We start from the raw sequence: 13,725 nt of genomic DNA on the forward strand, positions 1-13,725 counted from the left end.
CAGAACATGAAAAAGATCGCAATCAGCCTCTGGCCAAAGCCAGAACCAAGCCTCGCATGAGGCCAAAGCCGGCTCGCAACGGCACTGGCATCTGCTCCCCGAAATCAATCCAAAAGCTCAATCAACCCACAAAACAAAACCCCGCCGAAATTCGACGGGGTTTGTCAGCAGTCTGAGGGCGCCTCGCGGCGCCCTTTTCGTTTTCCGGCAACGCGCTCAGCGCACCAGGATGTTGCGGAACTGCCAGGGATCTTCCTTGTCGAGGTCCTCCTCGAACAGGCCGGGGCGGCCTTCAAGCGGCGTCCAGTCGGTGTAGTAGCCGTTGACCGGCCCGAGATACTGCTTCTGCACGTCGAGGCAACGCTTGTAGTCGACCTCGTCGGCTTCGACGATGCCGGCCTCGGGGTTCTCAAGAGCCCAGACCATGCCGGCGAGCACAGCGGAAGACACCTGCAGGCCGGTGGCGTTCTGGTAGGGTGCGAGCTTGCGCGCCTGTTCGAGCGTCAGCTGCGAGCCATACCAGTAGGCGTTCTTGTCGTGGCCATAGAGCAGCACGCCGAGTTCGTCCGATCCGTCGACGAGTTCGTTCTCGTCAAGCACGTGATGGACTGGCTGTGCCTTGCCGGCTGCGCCGAACATCTCGTGCAGCGACAGCACCGCGTCGTTGCAGGGATGGTAGGCGTAGTGGCAGGTCGGGCGGTAGGTCACCTTGCCCTTCTTCGAGCGCACGGTGAAGAAGTCGGAGATCGAGATCGCCTCGTTGTGGGTGACCAGGAAGCCGTATTGCGGGCCGGGTGTCGGGCACCAGGTGCGAACGCGGGTGTTGGCGCCGGGCTGCTCGAGATAGATCGCAGCCTTGGTGCCCTTCTTGAACTTCTTGGCGTTCTTGGGCTTCCAGGTCTCGTGGGTGCCCCAGCCGAGCTCTGCCGGCTGCAAACCTTCCGAAATGAAGCCTTCGACCGACCAGGTGTTCCAGAACACGTTCATCGGCTTGGGATTCTTGGTGCGCTGGGTGTCGCGCTCGGCGATGTGGATGCCCTTGACGCCGGCCTTCTTCATCAGCGCGGCCCAACCGTCACGGTCGTTGGTCGCCGGTTCCTCGAAGTCGAGGCCGAGATCCCTGGACAGGTTGACCAGCGCCTGCTTGACGAACCACGAGACCATGCCGGGATTGGCGCCGCAGGTCGAAACGGCTGTCGTTCCGCCCGGGTGCTTGCGCCGCTCTTCAAGCAGCGTCTCGCGCAGCGCGTAGTTGGTGCGCTCGCCATTGTCGGCGCTGTTGTCGAAGTAGAAGCCGAGCCACGGCTCGATGACGGTGTCGACGTAGAGCGTGCCGAGCTTGCGGCACAGATGCATGAGCTCCACGGAACCGGTGTCGACCGAGAGGTTGACACAGAAGCCCTGGCCACCGCCATTGGTCAGCAGCGGCGTCAAAAGCGCCTTGAAATTGTCCTTGGTTACCGCCTCCTGGATGAATTTGATGCCACGCTCATCCGCGAGTTTTCGGTTTTCGTCGCTGGGATCGATAATCACCATGCGCGACTTGTCGAACTTGAAATGGCGTTCAATGAGGGGGAGCGTTCCGCGGCCGATCGAACCAAAGCCGATCATCACAACAGGACCAGTAATCTCACCGTAAACGGGCCATTTTTCATTCGCCATTTTTTATGGCACTCCTTCTCACACTAAAAGAGCCGGGCCCCGATTGACCCGGCTTCAACGGCTAAACCATACATGCTTGTCACAATAAAGCGAATCCAGTTCCCACATCCTGTAGGAACCGGACGTTATGCCGCTATTCTTAGCCGGCGGAGGCGATGCCGTTGAGGAAACCGACCAACCTGTCGCGGTCGGCGGTCAGGCCCTTGTAGTCGAGCTGATCCCGGTCGAGGCTCATCAGTTGTCCGGCGAAAGACGGGGCCAGTTGGGCCCTGTCGGGATTGCGCGCAAGCACCGCCAGCGGGTCGAGATAGATGCGGATGGTGAAAAGGATATCACCTGAGATGGGCAGCTTGCGCAGGGTCTGGCGCTCGACGCGGATGAAGGCGTGGGCGGCGACGTCGGCACAGGGAAAGGTCGAATCCGTTTCCGCCGAGCGGGCTAAACGCTGACGATCGGACAGCGGGTGATAGAGCTCGCCATTGGCCTGAACCGACCAGTTGAAGCGCTCGACCAAGACCGCGAGCTTGTCGAACATGCGGGCGATCAGCTCGTTCATGCGAGTGCCCGGCCCGAATCCGGGGACGGGGCCGTGAATGTCGTGGATCGCCTTGCCGAACTTCTCGGTCAGCCGCCACGACGAGGGAAAGCACAGCGAACCGGCGGCCAGCCTCCAGCCATTTTCACCCTGCCGCATCAGGATCAGGTCTTCCTGGACGAGTTTTGACGCGGCAATCAAAGGGTTGTCGCCAGCGTTGGTGACGTCGACGAAGCGGCCGGAGCCTGCGATCACACAGCGCCCGCCTTCGAGGCGATAGGTCTCCGGATAGCGCTCGACCAAGTGCGCGACCAGAAGGTCAAGCACCTCCTGCTGGGCCGCACGCGTCTCAGGCTCGGCGACGAAGACCTTGTCGGGGATCTCGGCGTAGAGCCGGTCCTTCTGCGCGAGATAGGCTTCGAGATGCTCGTCCAGCTCGATCCAGTCGCGCGCTTCGGCCTGTTTCAGTCCGATGGCGAAAGGTTTGGAGGTGCCGTCGTAAGGCGTATGCGCAGGGATCACAGGGTGGTCGGCCACTGCGGCGGGCGATTGCGCCTGGTGTGGTAGACACGCAGCACTTCTATGTTGCCGTCCTTGACGCGGTACGGAATGAAGTAGGGCAGGTCGGGCACCGCACATTCGCGTACGGACTCGCGACCGGCGGTCGGGCGCCCGATGTCGGGCCGCTCCTCGATCAGCCGCAGCGCCTTGATGATGCGCTCGCCGACCTTCTGCGCCATTTCTGGGTCATCAGCGGCAATGGTCGTGCGGAGCTCGGCGAGATAACGGACGGCGCGGGGAAGGATGCGTAGCGTCATGTCTCGGCGGCGCCTGCTTCTGGAGCTGGCAGTTCACTCTCGGATCCCCATGACGCCAGCCAATCCGTCACGGTTTCTCCCAGCACGAATGTGCCTTCGTCGGCCTCGCGTTCGGCCTCGCGCACGCTGGCGAGATAGGCCTGCTGGTCTCCGACATAGGCGGCCACTGCTTCCTTGATGATGAAGGCGCGCGAACGTCTCGTCAGCGTTGCATAATCGTCTACTTCGCAGCGCAGATCGTCGGGCAGGCTGATAGAGAATTTGGATTCGCTGGCCATGTTCAGGCTCTACAAATGCACCTGGGAACAATGTAGTCGACTATCGCGGTGAGTCAAACCTAACCTCGCACCAGCTTTGCCGGTATCAACCCGCGTAGCGAATTCCCGACCCATAGTCTTGATGCCCCGCCAAGGTCATCTAAGCTCAAAATGGTCTCGACGGCTTCGCCGCGCTCAAGCATTTCGCCGCGCAAAACCCCGGCAAGCAGGCCGCAAGCAAGTGCAGGCGTCCTGAGTGGTCCACCCTCGCCAAGATCAACAAAGATGCTGGTGATGGTGCCTTCGCAGACGTTTCCCGCCTGGTTGAGCAGGATCATCTCGTCGGCTTTTTCGCGGGAAAACTCGGCGCGGGCACGGTCATAGGCTTCGCGGCGCGTGGTCTTGTGGCGCAGCAGCAGATTTGAGCTGTCGAGACGAGTCGCGGCGATGCGTATTGTCCACATGGCATCAGGCGCAAGCGCTGCGAATGGCTGGGTGGTGACGTCTGTGCTGCCGTCGGCGGCAAGGGCGAGCCGGACCCGCAAGGCAGCGTCGCCGGTGGCTGCACGTTTCAGGTTTTGCCCGACAATTTCGCGGTCGAAGCCGAAGCCAAGGGCTCGCGCTGAAGCTTCGAGCCGGCCGAGGTGCCGATCGCCGCGGAGGAAACCGCCAGCCGGCTCCCAGCGCAACGTCTCGATCAGGTCGAAGCCGGAACCGTGCCCGTGGCGAAGCGTGCTTTCAGAAGACATTCCGCATACTCCGCTTCCGCAGTCGAATCGAACACCACGCCGCCGCCGACATTGTAGACGGCCTCGCCGTCCTCATGCAGCGTGATGGTGCGGATCGCCACCGAAAAGCGCATCGTGCCGCCGGGCGCTATCCAGCCGATGGCGCCGCAATAGACGTCACGTGGGGTGCTCTCCAGTTCGCGCAGGATTTCCATCGCGCGGATTTTCGGAGCTCCTGTGATCGAGCCACACGGAAACAGAGCCGCGAAGACCTGCTCGATGCTGAGATCGGGCAACAGCTTCGCCCGCACGGTGCTGACCATCTGGTGCACCGTCGGGTAGCTCTCGATGCGAAACAGCTCGGGAACGTCGAGTGTACCGACTTCGCTGATCAGCGAGATGTCGTTGCGCAGCAGATCGACGATCATGCGGTTTTCCGCCTGGTTCTTCTCGTCGTTGCGCAGGAATTCCCTGAGGGCGGCATCCTCTTCCGGCGTTTTGCCGCGCGGGGCGGTGCCTTTCATCGGATGGGTCTCTATCCAGCCGTCGCTGTCGATCTCGAAGAAAAGTTCGGGCGAGCGCGACAGCACCGTGGGGCCGCCGAGCGAGACCAGCGCGCCATATTTCACCGGCTGCCGGGCAATCAAGGCGTCGAAGGCGTCCAGCGGGGTGCCCGACCACTGCGCCTGGACCGGAAAGGTCAGGTTGGCCTGGTAGCAGTCGCCCTGGCGCAGGTGCTGGTGCAGCTTGTTGAAGCGGCGCTCATAGTCCGCTTCCGACCATGTCGCCCGTGCATCGAAGATCGGCCCGTTGGTGACGGCCGCGCGCGATGCCGGACGGTCGTTGTCCGACGGCTGGTCGAACACGCCGAGGCAGACCAGCGGCGCGCGTCGGCCCCCGGGAAGCAGCGGCCGCAGCTTCGGTTCGAGCAGGTAGCCGGCCTCGTAGGAGAAGTAGCCGGCGAGCCACTTGCCCTGTTCGTGCGCCTTCTGGGCTGCCTGCAATGCCGGGAAAAAATCCGCAGCGTCCTGGGCAACGATGATCTCGCGCGGTGCCTCGAACAGCACCTCGCGGCCGGCGGGGTCGTCCCTGAACAGGACGAAGGGGGAGTGGGGACCAGTCATGACAGTTGCCTGGGGACGCGATCAGTCCAGCGCTTCCAGTTCGTCGATGAGGCTGCTGATGACGGCAAGCCCCTTCTGCCAGAAGGCGGGATCGGTGGCGTCGAGCCCGAACGGTTTCAGCAGCTCCGAATGATGCTTGGTGCCGCCGGCGCGCAGCATCTCGAAATACTTGTCCTGAAAGCCGCGCTCGGCATTCTGGTAGACGGCATAGAGCGAATTCACCAGGCAGTCGCCGAAGGCATAGGCATAGACGTAGAAGGGCGAGTGGATGAAGTGCGGGATGTAGGACCAGAACACCTCGTAGCCTTCGCGCAGCTTGATCGCCGGCCCCAGGCTCTCGGCCTGAACCTCGAGCCAGAACTGGCCGAGCTGGTCCGAGGTCAGCTCGCCGTTCTTGCGTTCGGAATGGACCTTGCGCTCGAATTCGTAGAAGGCGATCTGGCGCACGACCGTATTGATCATGTCCTCGACCTTCTGCGCCAGCATCGCCTTGCGCTCGCGCTTGTCCGTGGTGCGGTCGAGCAGTGAGCGGAAAGTCAGCATCTCGCCGAACACGCTTGCCGTTTCGGCAAGCGTCAGCGGCGTCGAGGCCATCAGGGCGCCCTGGCCGGCTGCAAGGACCTGGTGCACGCCGTGGCCGAGTTCGTGGGCAAGGGTCATCACGTCGCGCGGCTTGCCCATGTAGTTGAGCAGCACGTAGGGGTGCGCCGACGGCACCGTCGGGTGGGCAAAGGCGCCCGGCGCCTTGCCGGGGCGGACCGGGGCGTCGATCCAGCGGCGGTCGAAGAAGTCACGCGCGATCTCGGCCATTTCGGGCGAGAAGCGCTGGTAGGCGGTCAGCACCGTATCCTTGGCATCGTCCCAGCCGATCGTCGCCTGCGGCGTCTCGGGCAGCGGCGCGTTGCGGTCCCAGTGGTTCATCACCTCCATGCCGAGCCACTTGGCCTTCATCTTGTAGTAGCGATGCGACAGGCGCGGGTAGGCGGCGCGGACGGCTGCCGCGAGCGCGTCGACGACCTCGCGCTCGACGCGGTTGGCGAGGTGGCGCGAGTCGGCGATGTCCTCGAAGCCGCGCCAGCGGTCGGAGATTTCCTTGTCCTTGGACAAAGTGTTGGTGATCAGCGTAAAGACGCGCTGATTCTTGCGGAAGGTCGCAGCAAGCGCGTCTGATGCTGCCTTGCGAACCTCGCCATCGGGATCCTGGAGCATGTTCAGCGCCGGCTCGAGCGCCAGCTCCTCGCCACCGATGTTGAAGCGCAGGTCGGTCATGGTCTCGTCGAACAGCCGGTTCCAGGCGCCGCGCCCGGTGATCGACTTTTCATGGAACAGCTGCTCGACGCGGTCTTCGAGTTGGTAGGGCTTGTCCTTGCGTAGGTCGAGCACCCAGGGACGGTAATGGCCGAAAGCCGGGTCGGCATCGAGCGCCTTGAGGATGAGGTCGTCATCGACCAGGTTCAGCTCGAGCGCGAAGAACAGAAGATGCGCGCTGGCATCCGTCATCTTTTCCTGCACGTCGCCATAGAGCTTCGAGCGCTTGGGGTCGGAGGTGTCGCCGGCATAGACGAGCCCGGCGTAGGAAACGACGCGGCCGACCAGCTCTTCCAGCGCCTCATAGGTGCGCATCGCCTCGCCGAGCTTGCCGGCGCCCCCGCGCCCGGCCTCGATGGCAAGCGTACCTTTCCAGCGCGCCTCGAAGGCAACGGCATCGGCCGAGGCTTTCTCGAGGTCGCGGGCTAGCTCCGGCGCGTCCATGCTGGAATAGAGGTCGGCAAGGTTCCATTCGGGCAGTTCGCCCAGCCCTGCCGCGCTCCCGGCGGAGGCAATGGCCGACATCTGTTGCCCGGAATTCCAATGCATTGCGTCTTCCTTTTCACTGACTTTGACCGGTTGGATTCAATCCTAAGGGATTCGTTCACCGGCTTTCTTGAAACCTTATTTAGAACCCTGTGCCAGGATGATCCACATCCAATCAGCAACTGCGGGCATATTGCGGACATTCATGGCAGGTTCGATTCTCATAGTCGATGACGATCCCGTACAACGTCGCCTCGTCGACGCCGCGGTGACGAAATTCGGCCACACCGCCATAACTGTCGACGGCGGCGAAGCCGCGCTGCGCATGCTCGACGGACCCCGCGCGGGCGAGATCGGGGTGATCATCCTCGACCTGTCCATGCCCGGGCTCGACGGCATCGGCGTGCTCAAGGCGATGCGCGAACGCGGCATCGCCCTTCCGGTCATCGTCCAGACCGCCCAAGGCGGCATCGAAACCGTGGTTTCGGCGATGCGCAACGGCGCCTTCGACTTCGTCGTCAAGCCGGCCTCGCCAGACCGGCTGGCTGCGGCAATCGACAACGCGCTCAAGGTCGAAGCGGTCGAGGACCAGGTGCGCCGTACGGCACGCCGCGGCAGCGGCTTGCTCACCTTCCGCGACATGGTCACCCGCAGCCCGACCATGGACCGTGTCATCCGACTCGGCCAGAAGGCCGCAGCTTCCAACATCCCGATCCTGATCGAGGGCGAATCGGGTGTCGGCAAGGAGCTCGTGGCGCGCGCCATCCAGGGCTCCGGCGACCGCCGCTCGAAACCCTTCGTCACCGTCAATTGCGGCGCCATTCCCGACAATCTCGTCGAGAGCATCCTGTTCGGCCATGAGAAAGGCTCGTTCACCGGTGCGACGGAGAAACACCCGGGCAAGTTCGTCGAGGCCAACCACGGCACGCTGTTCCTCGACGAGATTGGCGACCTGCCGCTCGACGTGCAGGTCAAGCTGTTGCGCGCGGTGCAGGAGGGCGAGGTCGATCCGGTCGGCGGCCGCGCGACGGTCAAGGTCGACATCAGGCTGATTTCGGCGACGCACCGCAATCTCCTGCAGCAGGTCAAGGACAGCAAGTTCCGCGAGGACCTTTTCTACCGCCTCAACGTCTATCCGATCTTCGTGCCGCCGCTGCGCGACCGTCGCGACGACATCCCGCTTTTGGTCAGCCATTTCATCTCGCGTGTCGCGCCCGCCAGTCCGCATGGCCGCATACCGATGATCTCGGAAGGTGCGCTGGCGCTGCTTCAGGCCTATGACTGGCCGGGCAACATCCGGCAGCTCGAAAACGCGGTGTTCCGCGCCTGCGTGCTGTCCGAGGGCGATATCCTTACCGAGGACGAGTTCCCGCAGATCCGCGCCCAGGTCGAAGGCGTGGTCGATCTTGGCGGCGAAGCCGTGCCCGCGGCAGCCAAGATCGTCGTGGACAGGCCGACGTCTGCCGCAGCCCTTCAGCCGCCGGCACCGGAGCGGCTTCGGCCGGGAATGCTGCGTGCGCTCGACGAGCGCGGCAATGTCCGGGCGCTTGCCGATGTCGAGTTGGAGATGATCCGGCTCGCCATCGATCACTACAACGGCCAGATGAGCGAGGTCGCCCGGCGGCTGGGAATCGGCCGCTCGACGCTGTATCGTAAACTCAAGGAATACGGCATCGATCCCGAGACCGGTCGCAGCGAGCGGTTGGCCTCTTGAAATTTTGTTGCCGCTGATTTTGATTTAAAGCTTGCGTGTCGCTTGCGGGGCGCAGCGCACTACAGTTTCGTGCGTATTTGTTCAGTGGTGTTTTTGTGGTTTAAACCAGTGGTTTACCATGAAAAGGTGCGATTCCTTTTTGCTGGGATATCGCCATGGTGTTACCGCATTTCGCCTTCAATAAGCAGTGATTAACCATTAGGATCGATATTCGGACGCGAATCCGTAAGCGTGTCCGGGCTTCAAATCCGGGGACAGATGGCAGCCTAACAGGGCCTTTTGATTTGAATAGGATCGAGAACACCGAAGGGCGTCGCTCGAAATCGAATGGTTGGCAGAAGTGGCTTACAGCCGCGATGCTAACGTTTGGTTTCCTGACAGCCTCTCAGGCGACAGCCTCCGCCGAAACGCGGACACTCAAGCTGTACTACACCCACACGGGTGAGCGGGCTGAGATCACGTTCAAGCGCAATGGCCGCTATGATCAGGCTGGCCTCAAGAAGCTTAATCAGTTCCTGCGCGACTGGCGCCGCAACGAGCCGACCAAGATGGACCCGCGTCTGTTCGACGTGGTCTGGGAGGCCTATCGTTCCTCCGGTGCCCGCGACTACATCCACGTCGTCTCCGCCTATCGCTCGCCGGCGACCAATTCGCTGCTGCGCAGCCGCTCCAGCGGCGTTGCGGAAAAAAGCCAGCACATGCTCGGCAAGGCGATGGACTTCTTCATTCCGGGCGTGCCGTTGAAGAAACTGCGTGACGCGGGCCTGCGTGTCCAGGCCGGCGGCGTTGGCTATTATCCGCGTTCCGGTTCGCCCTTCGTCCACATGGACGTCGGCAATGTGCGCCACTGGCCACGCATGAGCCGCAAGGAACTGGTCGCGGTGTTCCCATCGGGCAAGACCTTGCACGTGCCGAGCGACGGCAAGCCGCTGCCCGGCTTCGAGCAGGCTTTGGCCTCCTATCAGTCGCGCAAGGCGAGCGGTGACTTCGTACTTGCCAGTGCGACGCCTGCCAAGCGCAGCGGCGGCCTGTTTGCCGCGCTGTTCGGCGGTGGTGCCGACGAGGAAGAGGATACCGGCGAAATCGCAGTGGCCGCCGTTCAGCCCAAGAAGGCGCCGACCAAGGCCATATCAGCGGAGGCACCGGTTCAGAAGGCGCTGCCCGGCATCCAGATCGTGGCGCCCGAGAATGCGCAGCGCGCCGAGATCCCACAGGTGGCCGAAGAGGCACCTGACCAGCAAGCGCCCGAGACCATCATCGCGGCCTTGCCGGCGCGCAGCGTTCCACTGCCAGGTGTAGCCCCGCGGCCGCAGGCCGAGGTTGGCATGGCGACCGCCGAGAACGTGCCGTTCGGTGCTGCTTCGGCACCGCTGGCCGAAGGTGAGCAGCCGACCGCCGTCGAGCAGCAGATCGCAGCCAATGTGCCGCTGCCGACCTGGCGCCCGAACCACACTCCGCCGGCCGAGCTCAAGCCCGAGAGCCAGAACGTGCTGATGGCGTTGGCCTCGACGGATGACGCGCCTGCAATTGCCAGCGACGTCAACGCACCGCTGCCGTCGGCCCGTCCGCAGGACATGACCGTTGAAGCTGCCCTGGCCGCTGCGAACGACATTCCCGCCGAAGACGAGTCCGCCCAGGACGAACTTGAGATCGCCTCGCTTGCGCCGCAGCCGGAGCCGCGTTCGGTCTTCGACCAGCCCGAGGCAATTGCAACCGCAACTCCTGCAGCTGCAACGCCCAAGAACGCGATCGCCACCGCCTCGGCCGGCACCGACCCTGCCGCGGCCGTCGGTGGCAACGTCAAGACGACGCGCAAGTCGGCCCGCCCGTTGGCTCAGGAAGCCAAGCCGGATCCCAAGGCCGTGGTCGTTGCCGCTGCGCCCGACGCCGCACGCTGGGCACTGCGCAGCGGCACGCAGGTGACGACGGTCACGACCAACACCAAGGCGCCCGGCTTTGCCTACAACATGGTTCGGACGGCTCCGACCGAGGTTTACACGGCGGGCTTCCAGCAGGGCGACCAGTCGGCAAGCGCCCACAAGTTCTCCGGCACAGCCGTGAAATTCCTCTCGGTGGCCCGGTTCTCGACGAACTGATCAACATCAAGACAATCAAAAAGCCGCGCGGAGAAACCTGCGCGGCTTTTTTGTTTTTGGTCTCACCTTTTCCCGCTGGGGGCTAGAGCGTTTCCGCGTTTCTTCGAATCGTGGAATCTCTCTATCTTCTTGTTTTTGTGCATTGCGGACGGAAAACCGCTGCACACTTTTCCTGGAATTGCTCCAAGGCAAGAAACTCAGTTCTTGCGCAGCTTGTTCGCTTCGGCGGCAAGCGCCTCGATGCCGGCCCAGTCGCCTGCCTTGACCATGTCGTCCGGGGCGACCCACGAGCCGCCGACGCAGACGACGTTCGGCAAGCTGAGATAATCCCTGGCGTTCTTGGCCGAGATGCCACCGGTCGGGCAGAATTTTACTCCGGCAATGGGCGAGGCCAGTGCCTTGAGGAACGATGCGCCGCCGGCCTGCTCGGCGGGGAAGAACTTCAGGAAGTCGAGCCCGGCTTCAAGCGCGCCCATGATTTCGCCCGGCGTGATGGTGCCCGGCAACAGCGGCACGTCACTTTGCGCGGCGTGTGCTGCCAGTTCGCGCGTCAGGCCGGGGCTGACGATGAATTTCGAGCCGACGGCGACGGCTTCGTCGAAATGGCGCGCGCAGAGGATGGTACCGGCGCCGACGATGCAGTCCTCGACCTCGGCGGCGACACGGCGGATGCATTCCAGTGCTTCATCGGTCCTGAGCGTGATCTCGATCGCCCGGAGACCGCCTCGCGCCAGCGCGCGGGCCAGCGGCACGGCGTCGGCGGCGCGCTCGATCTTCAGCACAGGAATGACCGGCTGGCCATCCAGCAGCGCAAGCAGTTTCTGGGTTTTGCTGGTCATGGCATCTCACTCCGCTGTCAATTTTCAACCGATTTAACAGACCCGCCATTCCAAGTCCACGAAGCCTTTGGCGACATGGTGTTGCGCCCCGAATGAGCGCGGTGGGTCGAAGGCCGTCGCTGTCGCCGAAGCCCTACGCCTTAGAGCGCAAGCAGTCTATGCCTGGCGGAAAATGCCGGCCAACCAGCGCTTGAGGCTCGACCACAAGTGGCGGTTGCCAAGAGACAGAGCCTGGATGATGGCTGCTTGGGTACGCTGACCGGCGATGCCATCGGCGCCCAGGCCATGATCAGCCTGGAAACGCTTGACCTGGGCTGCAGTGCCCTGGCCGTAGATGCCGTCCGTGTCGACGGGATAGCCCAGGGCAACCAACGCTTCCTGCAGTTCGGTGACCAACTCACCGCGCGTTCCGACCATCATGGTGAGGTCGCCGGGGGCAGGGCCGTCGATCTGCCGCTTGTAGGCCTCCGCCAGCTTGAGATGGTAGCCGTTCTTGCGGAAGCCGGGTCCGTTGTAGCCATGGCCGACCGCTTCCCAGTCGTGATCGTTCAGCGCACTTGTCAGCCCCGCCTTGTCAAGATAGCGCGTCATCAGCCGGGCCTGGCCGGCGGCGCCTGAACGTGCCTCGGTCACAAGCGCATCGACATCGTCAAAGCCGAGCCATTGCCAATGCGACCCCATCACCTGACCGAGCCCCCAGGACGTCGATTCATAGGCGGCCTGGTGGTCGATGGAGGCTGCCCGTTCGAGCATCTGCCACCGCGCTGCCTGGGCGCGCGGGTTGGCGACTGCACCCGCATTCGGTGAGGCCAGCCCTTCGGCGCGGGCACGCTCCTGCGCTGCGCCGGAAAGCCTGCGGTCGAAATAGTGCCCCTCGAAACGGATCAGCGGTTCGTTGCGGCCGTCGATCTTGGCGAATACCTGGCCGGCGCTCTCGATCTCGGCGATGGCCAGCAGCGCCGCCGGCTCCAGTCCGAACTCGCTGGCCGCCTTTTCGATTTCCGTTGCCGTTTGCCTGCTGAACATGCGCGGTCTTCTCCATATCCAGGCGTCCGTTGGAAGAAGATTTTACCGCTGGGCGCAGGTCGAATCGACAACAGACTGTAATCGTTCCGCTTTCAGCTGCACGTTGAAAAAAAATGGCCAAAGCGTTAGTGGCTCGGCGATGAACCTGTCTACACCGCAGTCTCTTTTCCGCGTTGCCGCCCTCTACCGCTTCTGCCGGCTCGAGGGTTACGAGGCTTTGCGCGCGCCGCTCGCCGCCTTCTGCTGCGGCCGTGGCATCAAGGGGACGCTGCTGCTCGCACGCGAAGGCATCAACGGCACCGTCGCCGGCACCGCAGAGGCGATCGCCGAGCTGATCGCCCATCTCGAGGCCATGCCGGAATTTTCCGGTCTTGAGGTCAAGTACAGCACGGCTGGGGAGATGCCGTTCCACCGCATGAAGGTGCGGCTGAAGAGCGAAATCGTCACCATGGGCGTCGAGGGTATCGATCCGCTCGCCAGCGTCGGCGCCTATGTCGAGGCGAGCGACTGGAACGCGCTGATTTCCGATCCCGACACCATCGTCGTCGACACCCGCAACGATTATGAAGTGTCGATCGGCACCTTTTCCGGCGCTGTCGATCCGCGGACAAAGAGTTTCCGCGAGTTCCCGGCCTGGGTCGAAAACCATCGCGGCGAGCTCGAAGGCAAGAAGGTGGCGATGTTCTGCACCGGCGGCATTCGCTGCGAGAAGGCCACGGCGTACGTCAAGTCGATCGGCCTTGATGATGTCTTCCACCTCAAGGGCGGCATCCTCAAATATCTTGAGGACGTGCCGGCCGAAGAGAGCCTTTGGAAGGGCGAGTGCTTCGTCTTCGACGAGCGTGTGTCGGTGTCGCACGGGCTTGTCGTAGGGCAGGCCGAGCTGTGCCGCGCCTGCCGGCATCCGCTGATGCCGGAAGAGCTTCTGTCGCCGACATTCGAGGCGGGCGTGTCCTGCCCGCATTGCCATGATGCCCGCACGGACGAAGACCGCGCGCGCTATGCTGAGCGCCATCGCCAGGTGGAATTGGCGGAAAAGCGTGGCTCCAGCCCTCATATCGGCAGTTAGCCCTCCGCTTCCGGCCGATCTCGCCAAATTGACGACCGTGCCAAATTGACGGGCGTCATTGTA

The 13,725-nt window shown here is 63.2% G+C and carries 12 protein-coding genes; 3 read left to right on the forward strand and 9 right to left on the reverse strand.

Features of this window, described 5'->3' with window-relative positions:
- Nucleotides 1–216: 216 nt before the first annotated feature.
- The 7 genes from HNQ95_RS30695 to HNQ95_RS30720 form a co-directional block, all read right to left on the reverse strand.
- The gene (locus HNQ95_RS30695) at nt 217–1,662 is read right to left on the reverse strand and encodes a homospermidine synthase (RefSeq protein WP_067958392.1); all 1,446 of its coding nucleotides are present in this window, start codon (nt 1,660–1,662) and stop codon (nt 217–219) included.
- A gap of 139 nt (nt 1,663–1,801) precedes the next feature.
- Nucleotides 1,802–2,734 (reverse strand): heme-dependent oxidative N-demethylase family protein, encoded by a 933-nt coding sequence (locus tag HNQ95_RS30700; RefSeq protein ID WP_312871071.1) that lies wholly within the window; start codon nt 2,732–2,734, stop codon nt 1,802–1,804.
- Nucleotides 2,716–3,015 (reverse strand): type II toxin-antitoxin system RelE/ParE family toxin, encoded by a 300-nt coding sequence (locus tag HNQ95_RS33870; RefSeq protein WP_067958394.1) that lies wholly within the window; start codon nt 3,013–3,015, stop codon nt 2,716–2,718. The genes HNQ95_RS30700 and HNQ95_RS33870 overlap by 19 nt, the downstream gene beginning before the upstream one ends.
- Nucleotides 3,012–3,293 carry a CopG family ribbon-helix-helix protein gene (locus tag HNQ95_RS30705; RefSeq protein WP_067958397.1) on the reverse strand — a complete coding sequence of 94 codons (282 nt, stop codon included), beginning with the start codon at nt 3,291–3,293 and terminating at the stop codon, nt 3,012–3,014. Before HNQ95_RS30705 ends, HNQ95_RS33870 begins: the two co-directional genes overlap by 4 nt.
- Nucleotides 3,294–3,352: 59 nt before the next feature.
- Nucleotides 3,353–4,021, reverse strand: a complete 669-nt coding sequence (locus tag HNQ95_RS30710; protein ID WP_182576025.1) for an aminotransferase class IV family protein — start codon at nt 4,019–4,021, stop codon at nt 3,353–3,355.
- Nucleotides 3,970–5,124 (reverse strand): aminodeoxychorismate synthase component I, encoded by a 1,155-nt coding sequence (locus tag HNQ95_RS30715; protein ID WP_067958403.1) that lies wholly within the window; start codon nt 5,122–5,124, stop codon nt 3,970–3,972. The genes HNQ95_RS30710 and HNQ95_RS30715 overlap by 52 nt, the downstream gene beginning before the upstream one ends.
- 21 nt (nt 5,125–5,145) lie before the next feature.
- Nucleotides 5,146–6,981, reverse strand: coding sequence for a M3 family oligoendopeptidase (locus HNQ95_RS30720; protein ID WP_182585849.1), 1,836 nt, complete (start codon nt 6,979–6,981; stop codon nt 5,146–5,148).
- Nucleotides 6,982–7,123: 142 nt separating this feature from the next.
- On the opposite strand from HNQ95_RS30720, the gene HNQ95_RS30725 reads away from it, so the two are divergent.
- A complete protein-coding gene (locus tag HNQ95_RS30725; protein WP_182576023.1) occupies nt 7,124–8,632 on the forward strand; it encodes a sigma-54-dependent transcriptional regulator in 1,509 nt (502 codons plus the stop codon).
- A 356-nt stretch (nt 8,633–8,988) separates the two neighbouring features.
- Nucleotides 8,989–10,728 (forward strand): peptidoglycan L,D-endopeptidase MepK, encoded by a 1,740-nt coding sequence (gene mepK / locus HNQ95_RS30730; protein ID WP_182576022.1) that lies wholly within the window; start codon nt 8,989–8,991, stop codon nt 10,726–10,728.
- A 197-nt stretch (nt 10,729–10,925) separates the two neighbouring features.
- Here the strand turns inward: mepK and HNQ95_RS30735 are convergent, their stop codons facing one another.
- Together HNQ95_RS30735 and HNQ95_RS30740 are read right to left on the reverse strand one after the other, a co-directional pair.
- Nucleotides 10,926–11,567 carry a 2-dehydro-3-deoxy-phosphogluconate aldolase gene (locus HNQ95_RS30735; protein ID WP_182576021.1) on the reverse strand — a complete coding sequence of 214 codons (642 nt, stop codon included), beginning with the start codon at nt 11,565–11,567 and terminating at the stop codon, nt 10,926–10,928.
- Between the two features lie 156 nt (nt 11,568–11,723).
- On the reverse strand, nt 11,724–12,593 hold the full coding sequence (locus HNQ95_RS30740; RefSeq protein WP_067958414.1) for an N-acetylmuramidase domain-containing protein: 870 nt from the start codon (nt 12,591–12,593) through the stop codon (nt 11,724–11,726).
- A gap of 139 nt (nt 12,594–12,732) precedes the next feature.
- On the opposite strand from HNQ95_RS30740, the gene trhO reads away from it, so the two are divergent.
- Nucleotides 12,733–13,662: an oxygen-dependent tRNA uridine(34) hydroxylase TrhO gene (gene trhO / locus HNQ95_RS30745; protein ID WP_067958417.1), complete on the forward strand. Its 930-nt coding sequence runs from the start codon at nt 12,733–12,735 to the stop codon at nt 13,660–13,662.
- The last annotated feature ends 63 nt before the right edge of the window (nt 13,663–13,725 follow it).

Source organism: Aminobacter ciceronei (assembly GCF_014138625.1).
Classification (GTDB): domain Bacteria; phylum Pseudomonadota; class Alphaproteobacteria; order Rhizobiales; family Rhizobiaceae; genus Aminobacter; species Aminobacter ciceronei.

Coding starts and splice junctions, on each gene's coding strand:
- HNQ95_RS30695 (WP_067958392.1), bottom strand. CDS start 1,662: ATGGCGAATGAAAAATGGCCCGTTTACGGTGAGATTACTGGTCCTGTT.
- HNQ95_RS33870 (WP_067958394.1), bottom strand. CDS start 3,015: ATGACGCTACGCATCCTTCCCCGCGCCGTCCGTTATCTCGCCGAGCTC.
- HNQ95_RS30705 (WP_067958397.1), bottom strand. CDS start 3,293: ATGGCCAGCGAATCCAAATTCTCTATCAGCCTGCCCGACGATCTGCGC.
- HNQ95_RS30710 (WP_182576025.1), bottom strand. CDS start 4,021: ATGTCTTCTGAAAGCACGCTTCGCCACGGGCACGGTTCCGGCTTCGAC.
- HNQ95_RS30715 (WP_067958403.1), bottom strand. CDS start 5,124: ATGACTGGTCCCCACTCCCCCTTCGTCCTGTTCAGGGACGACCCCGCC.
- HNQ95_RS30720 (WP_182585849.1), bottom strand. CDS start 6,981: ATGCATTGGAATTCCGGGCAACAGATGTCGGCCATTGCCTCCGCCGGG.
- HNQ95_RS30725 (WP_182576023.1), top strand. CDS start 7,124: ATGGCAGGTTCGATTCTCATAGTCGATGACGATCCCGTACAACGTCGC.
- mepK (WP_182576022.1), top strand. CDS start 8,989: ATGCTAACGTTTGGTTTCCTGACAGCCTCTCAGGCGACAGCCTCCGCC.
- HNQ95_RS30735 (WP_182576021.1), bottom strand. CDS start 11,567: ATGACCAGCAAAACCCAGAAACTGCTTGCGCTGCTGGATGGCCAGCCG.
- HNQ95_RS30740 (WP_067958414.1), bottom strand. CDS start 12,593: ATGTTCAGCAGGCAAACGGCAACGGAAATCGAAAAGGCGGCCAGCGAG.
- trhO (WP_067958417.1), top strand. CDS start 12,733: ATGAACCTGTCTACACCGCAGTCTCTTTTCCGCGTTGCCGCCCTCTAC.